Source organism: Sulfurospirillum sp. E15m (assembly GCF_059415145.1).
In genome coordinates, this window is sequence record NZ_JCAHZS010000001.1 from 752,213 (window position 1) to 772,900 (window position 20,688).

The window sequence follows — 20,688 nt, forward strand, 5'->3', positions numbered from 1 at the left end:
ATGCCACACATTCTCTTAGCCACCGATATTTTCGGCTACACAAAAGCCATAGAAGACTTAAAACAGCGTCTATCTTTTTTATGCAAAGATGTGCATATTCTCGACCCTTACGAGGCTAAATGTATGGATTTTCACGATGAAAATAAAGCTTATGAGGTATTTGTGCAACGCTGTGGGTTTGAACATTATGCCAAGTTGTGTGTCAAAGCACTTGCTACACTCTCAAATAAAGCGGTCATTTTAATAGGATTTAGTATGGGAGCGTCAGCAATATGGAAAGCGTTAGATGGCCACAAAGATAAAAACATAAAAGCTTTTTATGGTTTTTACGCGTCGCAAATTCGTCACTTTTTAGAGGTGAAACCATTGATTCCTTGCACGCTTATTTTCCCAAAATGTGAAAAACATTTTGATGTCGATGAAGTGATAGCAAAACTAATCCATAAAGAGGCTATAACATGCATTAAAAGTTCGTACTTGCATGGGTTTATGAATCCGTTGTCTTTAAATTATGATGCGAACGGGTATCGTGAATATTGTCGATGGTTGGAATCGTGCCTTTTGAAAGAAGAATGATGCTATTTTCTTACATTTTGTTGGAAAAAAATAGTATCAAATTGTGCTAATTTCTTACTGCCTTCAACCAGTTATAAATCGTAGCCTTAGAGACATTTAAAACCGAGCAGATATACCCCACAACATTGCGAATGGCGAAGATGCCTTCACTCTCTAAGAAAACCACCAACTCTTTTTTATCGTCACTGGAAAGTCCTGAAAGGGCGATGTTTTTACTGCTTAAATACTTTTCTATGGTTTCATCGGTATGTTCCCTCCAACTTTGGGAAAAAAGTACCGAGGGTTTGGGTGTGGCGTCGTTTACATGTAAAAAGCCTTTGAGTGATTCAAAGAGCGTTTCGATGGGTTCGGTGTTGTAATTAATGCAAATCATCCCGATGGGTTTTTCCTCCACATCTCGCACGATGATGCTGACGGCTTTGAGGCGTTTGCCTTCGCTGCTCGTTTTATCGTAAGGCCCTACCCAGTTTTCTTTGATGCCATCTAAGTCTTTGAGCTCACTAATCATGGCATCCCCCACGCGACGTTTGGAGAAAGCATTGACGATATGAACAAGCTTTTTAGCTTCCAAATCATGCATTACCACTTCGACGTTAGGATAAAACAGTTTCGTGATGGCATCGCATAGGGCGATATAAGGTTTGAGTTCTTTTTTCATGGCGAAATCATAACACAACTTTTACAAATTTATCTTGATAAAATGTCTAATTTAGACTATAATTCTAAAAATTACTACAAGGAATTACTATGTCAATCGGTTTTATAGGACTAGGAAATTTAGGCTCAGCTATCGCAAAGCGTTTGGGAAATATGGATGAAGAGGTTTTTGTTTGGAACCGAACAAAGGCAAAAGCGGAGGCAAAAGGTTTTGTGTGTGAGAGTTCCCCTAAAGCGCTCATCGAAAAATGTGACACGGTGCTGATGTGTCTGTTTGACTCCGCAGGCGTACGCGATGTATTAACGATGGAAAACGGGCTCTTAAGCGCTCATCTTCAAGGCAAAACCATCATCGACCTTACGACTAATCATTTCAACGATGTGGTCGAGTTTCATGCCATGGTGGAAGCCAAAGGCGGACATTACCTCGAATCGCCTGTTTTAGGCAGTGTGGTTCCTGCAAGCAAAGGTGAACTGACTGCGGTATGTGCGGGTCATGAGAGTGTGTTTGCCGCATGTAAACCGCTTATCGCAAAATTTGCTTCGAGCATTTTTCACCTCAAAGAGCCAGGATTTGCGGCGAAGATGAAGCTGATTAATAACCTATGTCTGGGCTCATTTATGGCAACGATTGCCGAGTGTACGGCACTGGGTGAAGCGTGTGGCATCGATAAAAAGGAGCTTTTGGACATTTTGGGTGCAGGTGGTGGAAAGTCACTCGTGTTGGCGGCGAAAACACAAAAACTCATCGATGAAGACTTTAGCCCGCATTTTAGCACCGCGGCAATTACCAAAGATTTGCACTGTTTGCAAGATTTGGCGTACAGTCTAAACCGCCCACTTTATACCGCAAGTGTCACCAAAGAGCTCTTTTCTAAAATGAAAATGAGCGGATATGGCGATGAAGACTTTAGTTCCATCTATCAGCTTTTCAAAGCGTAATTAAGGCCTTTGAAGCGTTTTACATGTAAAACGCTTCTTGGTTTATCAAAGATTTGCCACGCTTTTAGCCTCAATATTCTATAATACCGCTTATCTCTTTTGAGGAGTCTGCGTATGTTCAGTATTGAATTTTTGATGACATCTTTCATTGTGGTGCTCATTCCTGGTACGGGTGTTCTGTTTACGGTTTCGACGGCATTGGCTCAAGGACGCAAGGCCAGTGTTTACGCAGCACTCGGATGTACTTTAGGCATCGTGCCGCATCTTCTAGCAACGGTGTTTGGTTTGGCGGCTATTATGCATACAAGCGCGGTTGCATTTACACTGTTAAAATATGCGGGAGCGCTTTATCTTTTTTACCTTGCGGTGATGACATGGAAAGATAAAAGGACCTTTGACGTGGATGAAAAGAGTGTCAAAACGAAAGCGTTTTCTTTAGCAACTAAAGCTTTTTTACTCAATATCCTCAACCCAAAATTAACCATTTTTTTCCTCGCTTTTTTACCCCAATTTGTTCAATTAGACCGTCCTGAACCTCTGATGCAAATGGTATTTTTAAGTGCTGTTTTTATGGCAATGACCTTTGTTGTCTTTGTGCTTTATGGATTTTTAGCACATCTGTTTCGTAGAAGAGTTATCGAATCGCCTCGCATTCAATCAAGGCTCAAAAAAGGTTTTTCAACTGTATTTGCAGGACTTGGCGTGCAGTTAGCTCTTAGCGACAAATAACCTTTTGTAAGAGAGTTTTACATGTAAAACTCTCTTGGTGACAAGCGGATGATTGCTAGGCTGTCTTAAATTGAGATAATGCTATATTGAGATTTTCAGAAAGCTTTGCAAGGTGTTCTGCCGCGGAAGCAATTTCTTCAACACTTCTTGCATTTGTATTTGAGATAGCACTAATATGTCGAATACGCTCAATAACTTGAATGGCTTTTTCACGACCCATTTTGGCATCATTGGCTGTTTTAACAGCAACTGTTTTAGCGTTATTCATATTGGTGACGGTTGTTCGCATCAGTGTTTGTGTCGTTTCAGAACGATCTCCAAGAGATTGAATTTCTGTCGCACTTTTATACATCATGTCCGATGCGGAATTGACAGCTTGGACGATGACGGCAACGGTAGCATTACTTTCAACAAGACTTTTTTGAGTACGCTCTGCAAGCTTTCTTACTTCATCCGCGACAACCGCAAATCCACGACCATGTTCACCTGCACGTGCCGCTTCAATGGCGGCATTGAGCGCTAGAAGATTGGTTTGTTCTGCAATCTCTGCAATCACTGAAAGTACTTGCTTAACCTGCTCAACATCTTGATCCAGATGAGCAAGTCTGGAAGAGAGGTCATTTTGATTGACAACCACATTTTTGAGTTCATCAGAAACGGCAAGCACTTCTTCAGCGGCATTTGTCAGCTCGTCAGAAACATTAGCAATGATATGTTCTGATTGGTTAGAACTAGCGGCACTGATCTCTAAGATAGCAATGACCGATTCAGTTTCTTGGGTTGTTTCTTCGATTTCGAGTGCTGAATTTTCTGTGCTTCGTCCTATATGCAGTGATGTGCTCGAAAGCTCTTCTGCAACCGCGGCATTTTCGTTAGCGCTCTGTTTTGCGCTATTAATTGCGCGGGAAAGGTCAGTGAGTAAAGCGTTAAAAATATCCATCATCTCGGCAATTTCATCTTTTCCGATGGTTTTAATTTTATGATTCAAATCTTTATTTTGCATGATATAAGAACAACTCTGAGAGGCGTGTTCAATGGAGTTACGAATTTTTTTGATGATATACGCGAATAAAAAAAGAATAAATAAAACGATAAAAATAGCGCTAATTATCCCTTGAAGTTTGGCATTATCTAATAGGTTAAATTCATATTCTTTAATAGTTTGTGTCAAAACTTCAATTTGTTGAGCCAATTTTGAATACTCATCTTTTGCTTCAAGCGTTAGTTGTTTGAACTCTTTTCCCTGCGCACTTTGCTCAAAAGCTTCTGTTGTAATTAGCATCTTATTTTGAGCAATAATATCTGAGCGTTTGCCATTGATAGCATGAAAAATAGCGAGTTCTTGTTTAATCTCTTCAAGCATTTTTTTATTGGCAGGATTTTTTAAAAGAGAGTGTAATACATCAATTTGTTTGATGAATTCATCGTAAGTAGCGTTGTAACTGTGTAAATTTTCCGGATTGAAGAAGAGCTGATAACCTCGGGCATGCATGAGTAACTCAGCATTATAGGTTTGCATATCGCCGATGATATTTATTTTGAGACCAGCTTCTTTGGCACCAATGGTATTGGATACCAATAGATAACTAAGCGCGCTTGTTCCGAGTAAGACAATTGCAAGTAGCAAGAGTAGTTTTGCTTTGATAGTTTGTAGCATATAGAGTGCTCCTAAAAAATGTGGGTAATGACATATCCGTAGATGAAAGAAATAGTATGAGAGTGTATAAGTACAGAGTGCTATTGATTAAAGTATGTGCGCCCGCTAAATCTATACAACTTTTATAAAAAAGAGCATGACTGGGCTTATTTTCTTCTAAACAAAAATGCCTTATCTATAATACTTCATTCTCGTGATTATATATAAAGTGTGTAGCATGGAAATAGCTAACATAAAATAGCTAAAAGATATCTCCTTAATTTTGCAATTTTTTACTTCTGTGCTATACTTCATGTTACAAATTTTTAAAGGAGAACCGATGGAAACTTTTATCACCCATCACACCATACATCAACCTCAGAGCATTGCGCAATTTTCTAACGCATCACTCGTCGTCGTCCTCCTCCTGAAGCTCCGTTAATACTTCATCCTTAACCCCTTTTTTTTCACTGTTGATTTTTAAATTGGCTTTTTAGCCCTGAGGATACCTCTACCTATTTAGCTCAATTTTTATCATTTTCATTGTTGTTTTTCTTGTCTTAACACAAGATTTTTCTGCCTCATTACAGGCAAATAAGAGCACATTTAAGCTCATGATTAAAATAATAATTAGGATAATACTATGCAAAACACACAAACATTTAAAAAATACAAACCGTACCCGTTGGTACATTTAGCGCACAGAGAGTGGGCAAGTAACGTTATCACAGGTGCGCCTATCTGGGTAAGTACCGATTTGCGTGATGGCAATCAAGCTTTAGTAGAGCCGATGAACAGCACTAAAAAATTGGCGTATTTTCAAAAATTGGTGGAGATGGGATTTAAAGAGATTGAGATTGCGTATCCGAGTGCGTCTCAAATGGACTTTGACTTTTGTCGAATGTTAATTGAACGCGATTTAATCCCTGAAGATGTTCGCGTTGCCGTTTTGATGCCTTCGATTGAAAAACATATCAAACGTACGTTTAAAGCAATGAAAGGCGCAAAAAAAGTAACGATGCATCTTTACAATCCCACAGCGGACAATCAACGCAAAATTGTATTCAATAAAACAAAAGCGGAGATTATCGCATTAGCCACTGAGGGAACACGCATCATCAAAGAAGAGGCGGCAAAATTTGAGGGCGATGTGTTGTTTCAGTATTCACCTGAGAGTTTTTCACAAACAGAGTTGGAGTTTGCACGCGATGTGGTGAATGCGGTTATCAGCGAATGGATGCCGACCAAAGACGCACCGATGGTTATTAATTTGCCCAACACTTTAGAGGCGTGTACGCCCAATATCTATGCCGATAGAATCGAGTGGATGAGCAAACAGATGTTGGAACGTGACTCCGTTATCTTAAGCGTTCATCCGCACAATGACAGAGGATGCGCGGTAGCAAGTGCCGAAATGGCGATTTTAGCAGGGGCACAAAGGGTTGAGGGAACGCTTTTGGGCAATGGCGAGCGAGCAGGCAATGTTGATTTGGTTACGTTGGCGTTCAACCTTTACTCGCAAGGGATTGACCCGATGTTAGATATTTACAATATTGACACGATTTTGCAGGAGATCATTACTTTGACGCACAGCAGCATTCCTCCCCGTCACCCTTATGTAGGTTCCATGATTTACACGGCTTTTTCGGGCACGCATCAGGATGCAATAAAGAAAGGTATGGAGTATCAGAAGGTGGTGTTAGATGGCTATTGGCACGTCCCGTACCTTGTGATCGACCCCAAGGATATCAAGCGGGATTACCGTGATGTTGTGCGCATTAACTCCCAATCGGGCAAAGGGGGTGTGGCGTATGTGCTGAAGGAGTTTTACGGCGTTGAAACCACAAAATCGATGCAAGTGGAAATTGCCACGGAAGTGCAAAGGCTTTGTGATGAAAAAGGCATCGAGGTGAATGCGGAGGAGATTTTTAAAGTATTTAGACAAATTTGTAAGCTTTAAGTTTTACATGTAAAAGGAAAAATGATGAGCGAACACTGGAAAGCAGGTGCCTATGCCGCAAATTCAAAAGGGCAGGCAGTTTGGGCAAAAGAGTTAATCGAAAAGATTGGACTTGTGGGGAATGAGTCTATTTTGGACATCGGGTGTGGCGATGGAAAAATTACCGATGCGTTGAGTCGTCTCACCTGCGGTGAAGTCGTTGGCATTGACTTTAGTCATGAGATGATTGCTTATGCCAAAGAAACATTTTCAAAGCCTACATTTATGCAAATGGACGCACAGGCTCTAGCTTTTAACGAGCGTTTTGATGTGGTGTTCTCCAATGCGGCGTTGCACTGGGCGAAAGACCATCACGCCATTTTGCAAGGCATATACCAAGCGCTAAAGCCAAAAGGCAGAGCGATTTTGCAGATGGGAGGAGAGGGCAATGGCGAAAAAGTGTTTGAAGCCTTCCATCAAATCCTTCCTAAGTATGCAAACTATTTTGAAGGATTTGAGTCGCCGTATACCTTTCATTCGGATCACGCGTACGAGGCATTGTTAAACGGCATAGGTTTTAGCACACACCAAGCACATTTGGTGCCTAAGGATATGGTGCATGAAAGTCTCAAAGCATTTCGCGGTTGGTTTGAAACCACATGGTTTCCATTTATCAACCCCGTGCCAAGCGACCAAAAAGAGGCGTTTGTTGAAGCGTGTATAGAAGCGTATAGTGCGCTTTGCCCACTTGATTTCGAGGGTAGGGTGCATGTGACTATGATGCGCCTTGAAGTGCAATTGAGCAAGTAAACTTTTTTACATGTAAAAACAACGATGAAAAGGAAAAACCAATGATTGTCAGCGAAAGTCAGCATGAAAAGTATCTGACTTTATTTACAAATGAAATGTACAGCGCTTATGCAGATACAACCAAAGAAAAAGGTGGTTGCGAGCAAGGTTTCAGACCACATGAACTACTAGAGGCAGCGTTGGCGTGCTGTATGAATATGTCACTGAGAATGCATGCCGAAAAACTTTGCATCCCTCTGAAAGAGGTGAAAGTGCAAGTCTCTTTAAATCGAGAGAACCCCGAACAGCCAACGTTTGAATACAGTGTCTCGTTTGAAAATTCACTCTCTAAAGAAGATGCGCAAAAACTGGTACAGGCATTAGAGTGTAGCTCCGTTCGTTCAACACTTTCCAAGCCGTTATCGTTTAAATTGAAGTAGGCTAAAGTTTTTACATGTAAAATCTTTTGATGTATATCAAAGAAAAATAGCATCCGTTGTATTAAAATGTGAAAAGAGAATGAAGGAGAGTAGGATGGCAAGCGTAATCTCAATACAAATTGGACGTGTTAAAACCTATGGCGACGCACAATCAAAAGATTTTTTAGAAAAAGAGTGGCAGAGCGCATCGTTTAAAGAAGTGAGCCTTTCGCCTTTGTTGGCACGTTTTGATGGCTTGGTTGGCGATGAAGTAGCCGATAAAATGCACCATGGTGGAATTGATAAAGCCATCTTTGCGAACAGCTATGAAAACTATGTACATTGGGCTTCATTTTTAAATATCGAGCAGCTTCCCTATGGAGCATTAGCAGAAAATCTAACGATTGGTGGATTGCATGAAAGCACTGTCATGTTGGGTGAAATTCATCAAATAGGCTCGGCGATTTTGCAAGTGTCTCAACCACGAAAACCGTGTTGGAAAATCTCGCGAAGGTGGAACCATAAGGCTTTTACCAATGAAATTTTTACCAGTGGACTTACGGGATGGTACTATAAGGTGTTGCAAGAAGGCGAAATACAAAAAGGCGATACGATTCATGTTATACGAGAGCATGGTACAGAAATCTCTATTTTACAAGCTAATACAGCGTTTCGAGAACCAGAGTGCCATCAAAAAATGCTTGAAGAGATATTGCGTATACCATCCTTGGCTATAAGTTATTATGAGAGTATTGAAAAGCGATTATCAGGGCAAGGCAATCTAGATTATATGAAAACGACCTAGAGAGGTTTTACATGTAAAGCTCTCTAGAATGTTTTAACACAGAGGTCTAGGCCGTTTTGAATTCTGCAAGCGATAGATTTAACCCTTCTGATAATTTAGCTAAATGCTCCGCCGCAGAGGCTATCTCTTCTACGCTTCTTGCATTGGAACTTGAAATCATACTGATGTTGCGGATGCGCTTAATAATGTCCATGGCTTTTTCTTTACCATTGTGTGCATCTTGTGCTGTTTTTAAAGCAAACTCTTTAGCATGATGCATATTATTGACTGTTGTAAGCATCAGTGTTTGCGTTTGTTCGGCACGTTCACCTAATTGTCCAATATTGTGAGCACTGTTACGCATGATTTCGGATACATTATTGACCGATTGAACGATAACTGCAACGGTTGCATTACTCTCAACAAGACTTTTTTGCGTCCTCTCTGCCAGTTTTCGCACTTCATCTGCCACCACGGCAAATCCACGCCCATGTTCGCCTGCCCGTGCTGCCTCAATCGCGGCATTGAGTGCTAAAAGATTTGTCTGTTCGGCGATGTCAGCAATGACGGAAAGAATTTGTTTAACCTGTGTAACATCTTGGTCAAGGTTTTCTAATTTGGCCGAAAGGTCATTTTGATTGACAACAACATGTTTTAACTCTTCAGAAACTGCGAGAACTTCATGCGATGCATTTTGAAGTTCATTGGAAACATTGGCAATCACCTCACCTGATTCAGAAGAACTGTGTGCGCTCATCTCTAAGATAGAGGCAACGGCTTCAGTTGCTTGCGTGGTATTTTCAATCTCTTTGGCTGAATTTTCAGTTGAGCTTCCAATCTGTAAAGAGGTACTTGAAAGCTCTTCTGCAACGGCTGCATTTTCATGGGCACTTTCTTTAGCATGGTCAATCGCTTTTGAAAGCCCTGATAATAATGTGTTAAAGATGTTCATCATATGGGCAATTTCATCCTTGCCCTCGGTTGAAATTTTATAATGAAGGTCTTTATTTTGCATAATATACGTGCAGCCATTGGATGCACTTTGGATAGAATGTCTAATTTTAGTAATGATAAGGATAAATAAAAAAACCACAACCAGTGTTAAAAGGCCAGAAACAATCATTCCAATCCTCTTGGCATGGGCTAATTTTTCTAATTCCGTTGTTTCAATAGCATGGGTAAGTTGCCCAATCATCTCTTGAAGTTTAAAATAGTGTTGGGCTCCTTCATCGCTAAGTGCTTTTAATGCTACTCCCTCTTTTGTGTTTAAAAATTCTGGTGCATGGGTATGAAACGTATGCTCTTTGATGATATAAAATCGCTGTTCATTACTTTTATGGTAATTGTTTATTTCTGCAAGAATTGCATTAAGAAGCGTTATATGTTCAGCCGAATCAATTATCTTTTTCAGGGTATCGATGTGATGCACAAAATTTTGATATGTCTGAGCATACCCTTCATAATTTTTTGTATCATATGTCAGTTGATAGCCTCGAGCATAAGTACCTATCATCGCACTTAAAGAGCGCATTTCGCCCACCAATTGTATCTTTGTTGCAATCGTTTCTGCCCTAGATGTATTAGAAAGAAGAAGAAAAGTTAGACTGCTTGTTGCCACTAAAAAAAGAAGGAGTAAGAAGAGAAGTTTGCTACGAATTGTCCTGAACATAAAGGCCCTTTTGGTTCAAAAAATTTTGATATTCATCAATGAACTTGGAGTAAATTCATCTTATAATACATTCAATAACTAATTTAAAAGAATAAATTTTTTTTAAATTAATAAAATATTAGAATTATAAGTTAATAACGTTTTGATAACAATGTCCTATAGGACTTTGATGTTAGATTATGGATAAAGTACACTGCCGAACAAGTTGGCTTTTCCAACTAAATTTGAAAGATTTCGATTGTATGATGAGATATGAAATAGAAAAATTACACGCGCTAATACGGCATAATGTTAAAGTCTTGCGAGAAAAAAAAGGCAAAAGCCAGCTTGAAATGGCTTTGGGAATAGGGCATGCATCCGCAGCATTTTATGCGAAGGCTGAACACGGGATTCAAAATAAAAAGTTTAACATTGAACATTTGTGCAAAATTGCAGAAATTTTAAATGTGGACATCAGGGAGTTTTTTAATAATCATCTCAATGAAGAGAATTATTAAACGTTTTACATGTAAAAGGAGAGTTGAAAATAGAGGAGGGCTTTTACATGTAAAAGCCCTAAAGAATTTAGCCTACGTTTGTATAAACGGCTTGAACGTCGTCGTCATCTTCAATTTTTTCGATGATTTTATCGACGTCTACCATTTGTTCTTCTGTAAATGAAACAGGTGTATTGGCGATGCGCTCCAAGTTGGCTTTTGTAAGAACGATGCCAAGTTTATCAAATGCGGCAGAAAGTGTTCCAAAGTTGGTATAGTCTGCATACACTAAAACCACGCCTTCTTCTTCCTCAATCTCTTCTAAGCCCGCATCAATAAGTTCAAGTTCTAACTCTTCAATGTCCATATTTGGAGTTTTTGCAAACTCAAAAACGGCTTTGCGTGAAAACATAAATTCTAAAGAACCGTTATTGAGCATCTCGCCGCCTGCTTTTTTAAAAGCACTTTTGATGTTCGCAACGGTACGGGTATTATTGTCTGTGGCACATTCTACAAAAAAGAGTGAACCGTGTGGTCCTTTACCTTCAAATGTGACTTCTGAAAGGGTCTGTGCATCTTTGCCAAGCGCTCGTTTAATCGCCGCATCGATGTTGTCTTTAGGCATATTTTCGGCTTTTGCATTCAAAATTGCAGTTCGAAGTTTTGCATTACTTTCAGGGTCACCACCACCTTCTTTGGCGGCCATCATAATCGTACGACCCAGTCTTGGAAATACGCGCGACATATTTCCCCATCGTTTCATTTTTGCTGCTTTTCGGTATTCAAACGCTCTTCCCATAGGGGTTAATTCCTTCTTTATTTAGTCTAAATTGTTGCGATTATAGCGTTTTTCAGGTTTAACAGAACTTAGCGTTCGCAGGCTTCAAGTTTAATAGCTGTTGTCGGCGGTAAATGAGGAAGAAATTCAGCTAAAAGATGGCATTTTCCATCAAAGCAGAGTTCATACCCTTTGGTGTACGGAGAGTGCATCAGTGAGACGCTTGGCAGTGGCTTAATTGAAGGGGCATAGTGCCAAGAGCCATCTTTAAAAACAGACCCTAAGGGTGGTTCCATCCCTGCACCTGTGCCAACAACACGCGCTTCAGTGATGTGTAACATTTTATTCTCAATGCGCCAGTCTTCTTCCCAGCGAATTTTTTCCACTGAATGCATCCAAGCCAATGTAAAGGCTTGGATATTCAGTGTTGCAGTGAGTGCGCCGGCACTAATGCAAAGAGCTATCATGCTTTTGAGCGCATTTTTTGAATCACAATCCATGCAACAAAACATGCCGAGAGCGCAAAACCAATATCATCACTAATCGGTAAAGCGGCAACCAAACACGATGCTGCAATCACGGCTAAAATGCGCTGATTGAGATTCAGTGGTGCCCAAATATAACCAATGGAGGCTCCACCCCATAAAAAGATAGCTAAAAAAGCTTTGAAAAGCACATAAGAAACGCTTAAAAAGGTAGGATCCCCTTGTAGCATTAATGCAGGGTCATAAACTGCCATATAAGGGATAATAAAACCAGCAATAGCGACTTGAACCGCTTTAAAACCAATTTTCATAGCAGGCGCTTTCGCAATCGAAGCCGCCGCAAATGCTGCCAAAGCTACTGGAGGCGTTAAGTCTGCCATGATGCCAAAATAAAAGACAAACATATGGCTTACAATGAGTGGCACGCCTAGTTTTAAAAGAGCAGGGGCAGCAATGGAGCTGGTGATGATGTAATTTGGAATTGTGGGAATACCCATACCAAGGAGTAAACACGCTATCATGGTTAAAAAAAGCGATAAGAAGAGGCTCGTTTTTCCAATTTCAAGGATAAATCCAGCAAAACTAGACGCTGCACCTGTGAGTGTTAAAATACCTACAATAACACCGACAATCGCACAAGCGATACCAACGCCCAATGCTTGTTTCGCACCATTGACCATTGCCATTTTCATCGTATGAAGCGTTTCCATGCCTCCTTTAACTAAAGCATTGGCGATGACTAAAAGCGCGATGATACCCACAACAGGTTTTATTCCCCATTCCATAAACGAGGCGGCACCAAGACCTAAACTAAACCAGAATGTATAGCGAAGCGCAGTCATTGATATACGCGCCGCAAGCGCCGTGCCTAAAATCAGCATCGATGTAAGCGTTAGTCCCATCATACCCGCGAACATCGGGGTAAATCCATGAAACAACATGTAAACAAGCGCAACAAGAGGCAGAGCTAAGTACCAGTTCTCTTTTAACGATAACCAGACATTCGGACACTCTTCTTTAGGCACGCCCAGAAGTTTAAGACGACCTGCTTCTAAGTGAACCATCCAAAAAGCCGTGGCATAGTACAAAACAGCAGGAATGACAGCGGCTTTGACGATGTCGGCATAAGGAACATTGAGTGTTTCGGCCATAATAAATGCAACAGCACCCATAACAGGAGGCATAATTTGCCCACCCATAGACGATGTTGCTTCAACAGCGCCCGCAAAAATGGAGCTGTATCCAAATTTTTTCATCAAGGGGATGGTGAATTGTCCTACGGTTAAAACATTGGCAACTCCTGAGCCCGATATTGTTCCCATGAGTCCAGAAGAGATAACCGCCACTTTAGCAGGACCGCCTTGTGCACGACCTACAAGACCTAGTGCGAGTGCATTGAAAAGACGAATCATACCCGCATGCTCTAAAAAAGTTCCAAACAGAATAAACAAGAAGATATACGTGGCCGAGACTAAAATAGGCGTACCCAAAATACCATCACTTCCCAGATACAACTGGTCGATAATTTGGTCGTACCCATAACCACGGTGCGCAATGGCGCTAGGTAGGTATTGTCCAAAAAAACCATAAGCGAGGAAGGTAAAGCAAACAAGTGTCAGCGCCCAACCTACAACACGGCGTGCCGCTTCAAACACAAGAATCGTGACCACCGTAGCAACGACTAAGTCTGCGATAGTCGGGTCACCTGAGCGTTCAATCAAATCACCTTCGAAAACATAATGATAAAATCCGAGCGCAAAACCTGAAAATGAAAGCAGTAGGTCGTACCAAGGGATCGTTTTTTGGGTATGTCCTTTTTTTGTCGCAGGGTAGAGCATAAAAATAAGGAATAGTAAAAAACTAACATGTATGGAACGTGTTACAAGACTTGAGAATGGCTGGAAGGCAGCAACATAAAGCTGATAAGCGGAAAATGAGAGTGCTCCAAACATTGCAAGACGAGAAGCCCAACCAAGTAAGTTGCGCTGATGTCCGTGTTCTTCAAATTCTGCATCTTCGTGGGTTTCATCCATGGCGGTAGGTGCCATATTCTTTCCTTTGGTAAATAGAGTCACATCCCTGCTACAATACTTTCTTGGCAGGGATGTATATTAAATAAAGTTAGTTACTTGAGTAAGCCAACTTCTTTGTAATATTTTTCTGCACCTGGGTGAAGTGGTGCTGGTAAACTTTTAATAGCATTTTCAAGTTTGATGGCTTTTGCAGCTGCATGAGCGGCGACCATTTGGTCAAGATTTTCAAACATCGCTTTTGTCATTTTATAGACTGTTTCCGTTGGGACACCTTCTCGTGTAACTAGGAAATTTTGAACAGCAATCGTATGAACATCTTCTGTTTGGCCTTCATACGTATTGGCAGGAATCACACCTTCTTGGTACGCAGGGTCATTGATTTTTTTGATAATATCTGTTGGAATCGTTAAGAAAACAACTTTTTGAGATGTTGCAAGGTCACGAAGTGCCGCAACGCCTGCACCTGATGAAAGAAGGGTCACATCGAGTTGTCTATTTTTCATAAGTTCTACAGATTCTGCGTAAGAGAGGTATTCTACTTTAGCAAAGTCTTCGTATTTGATGCCTGCGGCTTCAAGGATTTTTTTAGAATTGAGTGCTGTTCCAGATTTTGGAGCACCCACTGAAATACGTTTGCCTTTAATATCGGCAAAGGATTTAATACCAGAATCAGCCGCCGCTACAAAGTGAATGTAATTTGGATAGAGTGCTGTAATGGTACGTAATTTTTTGAGAGGTGCTTTAAATCCCGCATCTGCGTCACCCTTGTACGCATCTGAAAATGAGTCACCCAATGATATTCCTACTTCGCCTCTACCTGCTTGAAGAAGGTTGAGGTTTTCGATACTCGCTTTGGTTGCTTGTACCGTTGCTTTAGAATCTGGTAACGCTTTGGAGTAGATTTGTGACAAAGAGACTCCGAGTGGATAATAAATACCACTTGTTCCGCCGGTAAGAATATTGATAAACTCAGTCGCATTTACGGGTAATGCAAGACAAAGTGCCGCCGCACTGGTTGCAATAGCATTTCGAAACAATTTTCTCATGAAATTCTCCTTAATGTAGTGTGTATAAACCCATTGTAAAGTGTTCATGACCAAAATAAGCTAAAAAACGAAAATTAATCTTTATAAAATACGAAAATGCAACTTTTCTACCAGATTCAAAGGCACTTTGATATAATTTGACAAAAATGTGTCAAAGGGAAATGAATGGACTCTTTAAAGCAAGCGTTTAAAAAACACGGTATGGAAGTGATTTTAGTTTCCAATAAAGAAGAGGCGTTAAGTGTCGCTATGAGTTTTATAAAACCGGGCATGAGTATAGGACTAGGTGGCTCTACGACGGTGTCACAAGTCGGGCTGCTTGATTATGTGACTTCTTTAAAAGATATTACCCTTTTTAACCAGTATGAAAAAGGGATTAGCATGGAAGAAAACGTGCATCGAAGACGTCTTGGAATGCTGAGTGATCTTTATATCTGTGGAACGAATGCTTTGACGAAGAATGGTGAATTAGTCAATGCCGATGGAAGTGGTAACCGAGTCGCAGCACAAATTTTTGGACCTAAAAAGGTGTTAGTTGTCACTGGTAAAAACAAGATTGTTGAAAATATCGAAGAGGGCTTTAAGCGTATTCAAGAGGTTGCCGCACCTAAAAATGTTGAACGCATGAACAATACAGCCATCAGTATGGGAAAAATACCACGCCACACGATGGATAACATTGGGAACAAATTTGCCTACATCAACGGAGATGTTGAAGGACGTACGACGATTATTGTCGTAGATGAAGAGCTAGGATTTTAGGCATGCTGCCCTTATAAAAGGTGGGCAGGTGGATTTTACATGTAAGGATTATTTTGAGTATTTCTCACGAATTTCGTAATTATAGTTTTATTGTTTTAGGGTCGTTGTTTTTAGCCTACGGTGTCGTGGCACTTTTTCTCCCCAATGCGTTGGTAACAGGTGGGACCAGTGGTATGGCTATTTTGGGGCATTATATTTTTAAATGGCCAGTGGGTGTTTTGATGGTCGCTATTAATGCGCCACTTCTACTCCTTGGAACCAAATATTTTGGTAAGCATTTTACGGTGCGAAGTATCATCGCCATTGGATTTACTTCGGTGTGTATCGATATGATGGGAGAGTTTTTACATGTAAAAGCACTCAGCCATGATGTTATCCTTGCATCCATCTTTGGCGGTATCGCTATTGGTATTGGTTTAGGGCTGATTTTAAGCGGGCATGCATCGGCTGGTGGCTCAACGATTATCGCAAAAATTGTTGCTTCAAAAACCAGTATCAAGGCTTCAACGGTGATGTTTGTGATTGATATGCTGATTATTCTTTCCATTGCAGTTATCTCTAAAAATATTGATTTAGCGATGTGGAGTTTGGTGAGTATTTATATCACCGCTAAAAGTATCGATATGTTCTTAACCAGAGGACCCTCTAAAAAGGTGGTGCATATTGTTTCAACTAAAATCGAAGAGTTGTGTGAGCAAATTGTGCTTCATTTAGGTAAAAATGGAACCATCGTACACGGAGATGGCATTTTTGAACGCGAAAATAAACGTATGATTTTTTTAGTGGTTGAAAACAGTAAAGTACCGAGATTGAAAGAGTTGATTCAATCTATTGACAATGAAGCGTTTATGGTCGTTATGGAAGCCTCAGAATTATTGGGACGTGGACACTAAAAATTTGTTTTAATGGTGAAATTGAGTTGATTGTTTTGTTTATCAAGCCCTGTTTTATCGTATGCAATTCCTAAATTAAGCCCTTTTGAGATTTCATCGACTTTAAAATTGGTATAAACACCTGTATAAGAGACATTTGTTTGTGCATCGTTCGCAAGGACGTAGCGAGAACCCAGTGTTACGTCTTTGCGAAGCGCATAATTCATATCAATAGCATACGCTTGGGTATTTGGGGTATAGTTATTAGAACTTAAAACCGATGAGGTCGGTAAGAGTTTATCTTTTCCATCAAAACTACTAGAGACACTGTGCGCACCTTCCATGACTTTTGAATAAGCAACATACGTTGAAAAATTATCGTAATCCATCTGCGCTTTTAATCCAATAGCGTTGGTGGTATCGATTGATTTTTCATAGAGGTTATGATATGTGTCCGCATAATAGTTGGCACTGAGCTTATAATCAAAATCTTCAGCTTTCCCATGATAACGAGCTTCTGTATAATAGATGGTATTATCCGTGCTACTTTGGTGTGTTTCAGTTGCAAAAGATTGTGTCGCCACTTCAATTTTAATGCCGTTGATGGGCGCTGTTTGGTAATTAAAGAGGATTTTTTGCGTACGAGCACTTGAAAAAGGCGTCTCTTTGTCATTATCATCATTATACGTTGCATTAATCTTATGGGTTAAATTACCATCAAGTAGCGCATCAATCAGCGAATCAGCAAAAAGAAGTGAGTGTGTAAAAAGGGTGAAGATAAAAATACAGTGTTTCATCATAGGCAGAATGTAAAGCCATCAAATGGCTTTACATGTAAAAACATAAGCGGAATGATTACATCATTCCACCCATGCCTCCCATACCACCCATGCCGCTCATATCTGGCATTGCAGGTGCTTTTTCTTCTTTTGCATTGGTAATCGTCGCTTCTGTTGTTAAGAGTAAACTTGCAACTGAAACGGCATTTTGAAGTGCAATACGTGCTACTTTGACAGGATCAACGATACCTGCTTCAAACATATCGACGTATTCACCCGTTGCCGCGTTAAAGCCGTAATTTGCTTTATTGCTTGTTAAAACATTGTTTGCAACAACACCCGCATCAAATCCTGCATTTTCTGCGATTTGTTTGAGTGGAGCTTTGAGTGCACGTGTAACGATTTCAGCACCAATTGCTTCATCTCCACTGACATTTAATTTAATTTTTGCATTTGCAAGAAGTAGCGCTGAACCGCCACCGACAACGATACCTTCTTCGACTGCCGCTTTTGTTGCTGAAAGAGCATCATCGACTCTGTCTTTTTTCTCTTTCATTTCAGTTTCTGTGGCTGCACCCACTTTAATAACGGCAACACCACCACTGAGTTTTGCAAGTCTTTCTTGAAGTTTTTCTTTATCGTAATCACTGCTTGTCTCAGCTACTTGCGCTTTAATTTGAGCAACGCGTGCGTCAATTTTAGCTTTATCGCCATTGCCATTAACAATCGTTGTATTGTCTTTATCGATAACGATGCGCGCTGCTTGTCCAAGGTCTGCAAGTGTTGCACTCTCAAGTGTGCGACCAAGCTCTTCACTTACCACTTCACCACCACTTAAAATAGCGATATCTTCAAGCATTGCTTTTCTTCTATCTCCAAAACCTGGTGCTTTTACCGCTGCAATATTAAGAACGCCTCTTAATTTATTGACAACAAGGGTTGCAAGCGCTTCACCATCAATATCTTCAGCGATGATTAAAAGAGGTTTACCTGTTTTTTGAACTTGCTCTAACACAGGAAGTAGGTCTTTAAGATTGGAGATTTTTTTATCAAACAATAAAATGAAAGGATGTTCTAAAACAGTTTGCATTTTTTCTGGATTGGTTACAAAATAAGGTGAAAGATAACCTCTGTCAAACTGCATACCTTCAACAACATCAAGCTCGTCTTGGATACCTTTTGCTTCTTCAACGGTAATAACGCCGTCTTTACCGACTTTTTCCATCGCTTCAGCAATTAATTCACCGATAACCGTGTCTGAGTTCGCAGAAATCGTTGCAACTTGTGCAATCTCTTTTTTATCTTTAACCGCTTTTGCCATAGTTTTAAGCTCAGCAATAATCGCTTCTGCCGCTTTATCCATACCACGTTTTACTTCAACAGGGTTTGCGCCCGCTGTGATATTTCTAAGGCCCTCTTTAAAAATTGCATGTGCCAAAACGGTAGCTGTTGTTGTACCATCACCTGCTTGGTCCGCTGTTTTTGAAGCGACTTCTTTAACAAGTTGAGCACCCATGTTTTCAATTGTATCTTTAAGTTCGACTTCTTTTGCTACGGAAACACCATCTTTTGTGATGCTAGGAGCACCAAAACTTTTTTGAATCAAAACATTGCGACCACGAGGACCCATTGTTACTTTTACTGCATCATTGAGTTTTTTAACACCTTCATACAGTGCATTACGTGCGTTATCTGAAAATTGAATCTCTTTTGCCATTTTTATTCCTTTTATTTAATAATTACAATACACCAAGGATGTCATCAACATTCATGACAAGATACGTTTTACCATCTAATGTAAGCTCTGTACCTGCATATTTTGCAAATACTACTTTATCGCCAACTGAAATATAACCCTTTTCTGCTACTTTTGGACTTATCGCTCTAACAACACCGTTAAGAGGTTTTTCTTTGGCATTGTCAGGGATGATAATACCTGTTGCAGTCGTAGTTGCTTCTTCAACTCTTTCAAGAAGCACTCTTTTCCCTAATGGTTTGAAAGTCATTGTTATGTCCTTTTGACTAAAATTTTTAGCACTCGTTTGTTTTGAGTGACAAAATTTTACACAAAAGTAACTCAAAAGTCAAGAAAAAAGAGAGAAAAGTTTAGTCTTATATGCTCAATGTTTTTATTTTTTGACTATCTTTATTAAAATAGACTATAATTAACCTAAGTATAAGTTTTGTGACTATATAATGCCAACCTCTTTTATCCCGTGTCAAGGTAGCTCAGCTGGTTAGAGCGCTGGTCTCATAAGCCGGAGGTCGAGGGTTCGAGTCCCTCTCTTGACACCACTTTTCGACCCTCCGAAAAATCTTTCAAAATACCCTAAAAATAGATGTTTTAACGGTCATAATAATGGTGTGTTTTTAACACTAAAAACTTCGGGTCATCTTCAAAAAAAACATATTTCATGGCACACTTTGACACAAGTGTGTCATGAAAATTATATATCTCTAAAGGTTACGCAATGGTAATCTTTAGAGATGTTCGTCAATACAAATGTTCAGAATGTAAACGATGGTTTAACGACAGTGATAAAACACACTATTTTAAAATCTTTGATGTAAGCGGTCAGCCTGAAATCGTTGCCGTTTTTTGTTCAACATTACTAATAGGGGTTTCTTTTGCATGATACTGTCATAATGACAAGTTTTGACAAGATTTAGACACAATATGTTTGGCATCTCTTTTCCTCCACTATTTTGTATATTTTTGAACTACCTTGTTCATATAAATGCGATAAAATACCACTATCGATAGTATCACACGCAAAGGAGAACGTACAATGTTTAAATTCAATTTTTCTTTATCACGTAGCACAAAGAAGATTACGAGCGGTATCGCTTTATCGTTAATAGCATCATCACTTTTTGGAGCAGGTTATATTTTACCCAATGGCACTATTTTATACGATGACACACCTGACCATACTTTATACCGAATTGACAAAGTAACTGCAGTACAATCACTTGACACGCCAACGCATGTTTATTCTTCTCCTCAAACCAACAGCATTATGATTGAAGATCGTGTTGTGACCTATGAACGTCCTGTTATTGTACGAGAGCGAGTGATTGATAGAGGACCGGTGTATGACATTGTCGATGCAACAGGTACAATTTTGGTTTATGGATTGATGTATGATGCACTTGTGCATGGGTTTTATCATTATGGGCCGCATATGAGCCGACATCATGATCATTTCGATCATTACCGAAGATAGTTTCATATCGATACAAGGTTCTATCTCTTTTGTAGGGTAGAACCTTGAAACTCATAATCAGAAGCGTAGTATATCGTAATATATATTAAA

At 40.0% G+C, this 20,688-nt stretch carries 22 protein-coding genes and 1 tRNA gene; 13 read left to right on the forward strand and 10 right to left on the reverse strand.

Translation table 11 applies throughout. The annotated features are described in order from the left end of the window. The gene (locus tag AC5SLP_RS03770) at nt 1-576 is read left to right on the forward strand and encodes a hypothetical protein (protein WP_495253791.1); all 576 of its coding nucleotides are present in this window, start codon (nt 1-3) and stop codon (nt 574-576) included. Nucleotides 577-622: 46 nt separating this feature from the next. Here AC5SLP_RS03770 and AC5SLP_RS03775 read toward each other — a convergent pair whose 3' ends face one another. Then, the gene (locus AC5SLP_RS03775; protein WP_495253792.1) at nt 623-1,234 is read right to left on the reverse strand and encodes a helix-turn-helix transcriptional regulator; all 612 of its coding nucleotides are present in this window, start codon (nt 1,232-1,234) and stop codon (nt 623-625) included. A gap of 89 nt (nt 1,235-1,323) precedes the next feature. Here AC5SLP_RS03775 and AC5SLP_RS03780 point away from each other — a divergent pair, with 89 nt between their 5' ends. Further along, nucleotides 1,324-2,175 carry an NAD(P)-dependent oxidoreductase gene (locus AC5SLP_RS03780; RefSeq protein WP_495253793.1) on the forward strand — a complete coding sequence of 284 codons (852 nt, stop codon included), beginning with the start codon at nt 1,324-1,326 and terminating at the stop codon, nt 2,173-2,175. A 114-nt stretch (nt 2,176-2,289) separates the two neighbouring features. Further along, the gene (locus AC5SLP_RS03785) at nt 2,290-2,904 is read left to right on the forward strand and encodes a LysE family translocator (RefSeq protein WP_495253794.1); all 615 of its coding nucleotides are present in this window, start codon (nt 2,290-2,292) and stop codon (nt 2,902-2,904) included. A 55-nt stretch (nt 2,905-2,959) separates the two neighbouring features. Here AC5SLP_RS03785 and AC5SLP_RS03790 read toward each other — a convergent pair whose 3' ends face one another. Next, on the reverse strand, nt 2,960-4,561 hold the full coding sequence (locus tag AC5SLP_RS03790; protein ID WP_495253795.1) for a methyl-accepting chemotaxis protein: 1,602 nt from the start codon (nt 4,559-4,561) through the stop codon (nt 2,960-2,962). A gap of 622 nt (nt 4,562-5,183) precedes the next feature. Here AC5SLP_RS03790 and AC5SLP_RS03795 point away from each other — a divergent pair. From AC5SLP_RS03795 to AC5SLP_RS03810, 4 genes are all read left to right on the forward strand, one after another. Further along, entirely contained in the window at nt 5,184-6,500 is a 1,317-nt protein-coding gene (locus tag AC5SLP_RS03795; protein WP_495253796.1) for a 2-isopropylmalate synthase, read from the forward strand. 24 nt (nt 6,501-6,524) lie between these two features. Then, nucleotides 6,525-7,289 carry a class I SAM-dependent methyltransferase gene (locus tag AC5SLP_RS03800; protein ID WP_495253797.1) on the forward strand — a complete coding sequence of 255 codons (765 nt, stop codon included), beginning with the start codon at nt 6,525-6,527 and terminating at the stop codon, nt 7,287-7,289. Nucleotides 7,290-7,330: 41 nt separating this feature from the next. After that, nucleotides 7,331-7,708 carry an OsmC family protein gene (locus tag AC5SLP_RS03805; RefSeq protein ID WP_495253798.1) on the forward strand — a complete coding sequence of 126 codons (378 nt, stop codon included), beginning with the start codon at nt 7,331-7,333 and terminating at the stop codon, nt 7,706-7,708. A gap of 94 nt (nt 7,709-7,802) precedes the next feature. Further along, entirely contained in the window at nt 7,803-8,492 is a 690-nt protein-coding gene (locus AC5SLP_RS03810; RefSeq protein WP_495253799.1) for an MOSC domain-containing protein, read from the forward strand. A 46-nt stretch (nt 8,493-8,538) separates the two neighbouring features. Here AC5SLP_RS03810 and AC5SLP_RS03815 read toward each other — a convergent pair whose 3' ends face one another. After that, a complete protein-coding gene (locus tag AC5SLP_RS03815; RefSeq protein ID WP_495253800.1) occupies nt 8,539-10,140 on the reverse strand; it encodes a methyl-accepting chemotaxis protein in 1,602 nt (533 codons plus the stop codon). 242 nt (nt 10,141-10,382) lie between these two features. On the opposite strand from AC5SLP_RS03815, the gene AC5SLP_RS03820 reads away from it, so the two are divergent. Further along, nucleotides 10,383-10,637 carry a helix-turn-helix domain-containing protein gene (locus tag AC5SLP_RS03820; RefSeq protein WP_495253801.1) on the forward strand — a complete coding sequence of 85 codons (255 nt, stop codon included), beginning with the start codon at nt 10,383-10,385 and terminating at the stop codon, nt 10,635-10,637. A gap of 67 nt (nt 10,638-10,704) precedes the next feature. On the opposite strand, the gene AC5SLP_RS03825 is transcribed toward AC5SLP_RS03820, so the two are convergent. The 4 genes from AC5SLP_RS03825 to AC5SLP_RS03840 all read right to left on the reverse strand — a co-directional run bounded on the left by AC5SLP_RS03825 (nt 10,705) and on the right by AC5SLP_RS03840 (nt 14,958). After that, entirely contained in the window at nt 10,705-11,415 is a 711-nt protein-coding gene (locus AC5SLP_RS03825) for a YebC/PmpR family DNA-binding transcriptional regulator (RefSeq protein ID WP_495253802.1), read from the reverse strand. 68 nt (nt 11,416-11,483) lie between these two features. After that, on the reverse strand, nt 11,484-11,861 hold the full coding sequence (locus AC5SLP_RS03830) for a DUF1850 domain-containing protein (RefSeq protein ID WP_495253803.1): 378 nt from the start codon (nt 11,859-11,861) through the stop codon (nt 11,484-11,486). Next, entirely contained in the window at nt 11,858-13,927 is a 2,070-nt protein-coding gene (locus tag AC5SLP_RS03835; protein WP_495253804.1) for a TRAP transporter permease, read from the reverse strand. Before AC5SLP_RS03835 ends, AC5SLP_RS03830 begins: the two co-directional genes overlap by 4 nt. Nucleotides 13,928-14,004: 77 nt before the next feature. Then, nucleotides 14,005-14,958 carry a TAXI family TRAP transporter solute-binding subunit gene (locus AC5SLP_RS03840; protein WP_495253805.1) on the reverse strand — a complete coding sequence of 318 codons (954 nt, stop codon included), beginning with the start codon at nt 14,956-14,958 and terminating at the stop codon, nt 14,005-14,007. A gap of 165 nt (nt 14,959-15,123) precedes the next feature. On the opposite strand from AC5SLP_RS03840, the gene AC5SLP_RS03845 reads away from it, so the two are divergent. Then, entirely contained in the window at nt 15,124-15,720 is a 597-nt protein-coding gene (locus AC5SLP_RS03845) for a lactate utilization protein (RefSeq protein WP_495253806.1), read from the forward strand. Between the two features lie 53 nt (nt 15,721-15,773). Then, entirely contained in the window at nt 15,774-16,613 is an 840-nt protein-coding gene (locus AC5SLP_RS03850) for a YitT family protein (protein WP_495253807.1), read from the forward strand. Here the strand turns inward: AC5SLP_RS03850 and AC5SLP_RS03855 are convergent. From AC5SLP_RS03855 to groES, 3 genes are read right to left on the reverse strand one after another with little or no spacing between them, the layout of a single operon-like run. Continuing rightward, the gene (locus AC5SLP_RS03855) at nt 16,610-17,392 is read right to left on the reverse strand and encodes a hypothetical protein (protein ID WP_495253808.1); all 783 of its coding nucleotides are present in this window, start codon (nt 17,390-17,392) and stop codon (nt 16,610-16,612) included. The genes AC5SLP_RS03850 and AC5SLP_RS03855 overlap by 4 nt on opposite strands. Nucleotides 17,393-17,447: 55 nt before the next feature. Next, complete coding sequence (gene groL / locus AC5SLP_RS03860) at nt 17,448-19,088, reverse strand: chaperonin GroEL (RefSeq protein WP_495253809.1); 1,641 nt, start codon at nt 19,086-19,088, stop codon at nt 17,448-17,450. Nucleotides 19,089-19,110: 22 nt separating this feature from the next. Beyond that, a complete protein-coding gene (groES, locus tag AC5SLP_RS03865; protein WP_495253810.1) occupies nt 19,111-19,377 on the reverse strand; it encodes a co-chaperone GroES in 267 nt (88 codons plus the stop codon). Between the two features lie 212 nt (nt 19,378-19,589). Between groES and AC5SLP_RS03870 the strand changes: the two genes are divergently transcribed. From AC5SLP_RS03870 to AC5SLP_RS03880, 3 genes are all read left to right on the forward strand, one after another. Further along, nucleotides 19,590-19,666 (forward strand) — tRNA-Met (locus AC5SLP_RS03870). Between the two features lie 176 nt (nt 19,667-19,842). After that, complete coding sequence (locus tag AC5SLP_RS03875; protein ID WP_495253811.1) at nt 19,843-20,007, forward strand: hypothetical protein; 165 nt, start codon at nt 19,843-19,845, stop codon at nt 20,005-20,007. Nucleotides 20,008-20,160: 153 nt separating this feature from the next. Next, a complete protein-coding gene (locus tag AC5SLP_RS03880; protein WP_495253812.1) occupies nt 20,161-20,598 on the forward strand; it encodes a hypothetical protein in 438 nt (145 codons plus the stop codon). Nucleotides 20,599-20,688 lie beyond the last annotated feature (90 nt).

What these genes read in the sequence shown, in the direction of transcription:
- AC5SLP_RS03770 (WP_495253791.1), top strand. Translation starts at nt 1, where the DNA reads ATGCCACACATTCTCTTAGCCACCGATATTTTCGGCTACACAAAAGCC.
- AC5SLP_RS03775 (WP_495253792.1), bottom strand. Translation starts at nt 1,234, where the DNA reads ATGAAAAAAGAACTCAAACCTTATATCGCCCTATGCGATGCCATCACG.
- AC5SLP_RS03780 (WP_495253793.1), top strand. Translation starts at nt 1,324, where the DNA reads ATGTCAATCGGTTTTATAGGACTAGGAAATTTAGGCTCAGCTATCGCA.
- AC5SLP_RS03785 (WP_495253794.1), top strand. Translation starts at nt 2,290, where the DNA reads ATGTTCAGTATTGAATTTTTGATGACATCTTTCATTGTGGTGCTCATT.
- AC5SLP_RS03790 (WP_495253795.1), bottom strand. Translation starts at nt 4,561, where the DNA reads ATGCTACAAACTATCAAAGCAAAACTACTCTTGCTACTTGCAATTGTC.
- AC5SLP_RS03795 (WP_495253796.1), top strand. Translation starts at nt 5,184, where the DNA reads ATGCAAAACACACAAACATTTAAAAAATACAAACCGTACCCGTTGGTA.
- AC5SLP_RS03800 (WP_495253797.1), top strand. Translation starts at nt 6,525, where the DNA reads ATGAGCGAACACTGGAAAGCAGGTGCCTATGCCGCAAATTCAAAAGGG.
- AC5SLP_RS03805 (WP_495253798.1), top strand. Translation starts at nt 7,331, where the DNA reads ATGATTGTCAGCGAAAGTCAGCATGAAAAGTATCTGACTTTATTTACA.
- AC5SLP_RS03810 (WP_495253799.1), top strand. Translation starts at nt 7,803, where the DNA reads ATGGCAAGCGTAATCTCAATACAAATTGGACGTGTTAAAACCTATGGC.
- AC5SLP_RS03815 (WP_495253800.1), bottom strand. Translation starts at nt 10,140, where the DNA reads ATGTTCAGGACAATTCGTAGCAAACTTCTCTTCTTACTCCTTCTTTTT.
- AC5SLP_RS03820 (WP_495253801.1), top strand. Translation starts at nt 10,383, where the DNA reads ATGATGAGATATGAAATAGAAAAATTACACGCGCTAATACGGCATAAT.
- AC5SLP_RS03825 (WP_495253802.1), bottom strand. Translation starts at nt 11,415, where the DNA reads ATGGGAAGAGCGTTTGAATACCGAAAAGCAGCAAAAATGAAACGATGG.
- AC5SLP_RS03830 (WP_495253803.1), bottom strand. Translation starts at nt 11,861, where the DNA reads ATGATAGCTCTTTGCATTAGTGCCGGCGCACTCACTGCAACACTGAAT.
- AC5SLP_RS03835 (WP_495253804.1), bottom strand. Translation starts at nt 13,927, where the DNA reads ATGGCACCTACCGCCATGGATGAAACCCACGAAGATGCAGAATTTGAA.
- AC5SLP_RS03840 (WP_495253805.1), bottom strand. Translation starts at nt 14,958, where the DNA reads ATGAGAAAATTGTTTCGAAATGCTATTGCAACCAGTGCGGCGGCACTT.
- AC5SLP_RS03845 (WP_495253806.1), top strand. Translation starts at nt 15,124, where the DNA reads ATGGACTCTTTAAAGCAAGCGTTTAAAAAACACGGTATGGAAGTGATT.
- AC5SLP_RS03855 (WP_495253808.1), bottom strand. Translation starts at nt 17,392, where the DNA reads ATGATGAAACACTGTATTTTTATCTTCACCCTTTTTACACACTCACTT.
- groL (WP_495253809.1), bottom strand. Translation starts at nt 19,088, where the DNA reads ATGGCAAAAGAGATTCAATTTTCAGATAACGCACGTAATGCACTGTAT.
- groES (WP_495253810.1), bottom strand. Translation starts at nt 19,377, where the DNA reads ATGACTTTCAAACCATTAGGGAAAAGAGTGCTTCTTGAAAGAGTTGAA.
- AC5SLP_RS03875 (WP_495253811.1), top strand. Translation starts at nt 19,843, where the DNA reads ATGGTAATCTTTAGAGATGTTCGTCAATACAAATGTTCAGAATGTAAA.
- AC5SLP_RS03880 (WP_495253812.1), top strand. Translation starts at nt 20,161, where the DNA reads ATGTTTAAATTCAATTTTTCTTTATCACGTAGCACAAAGAAGATTACG.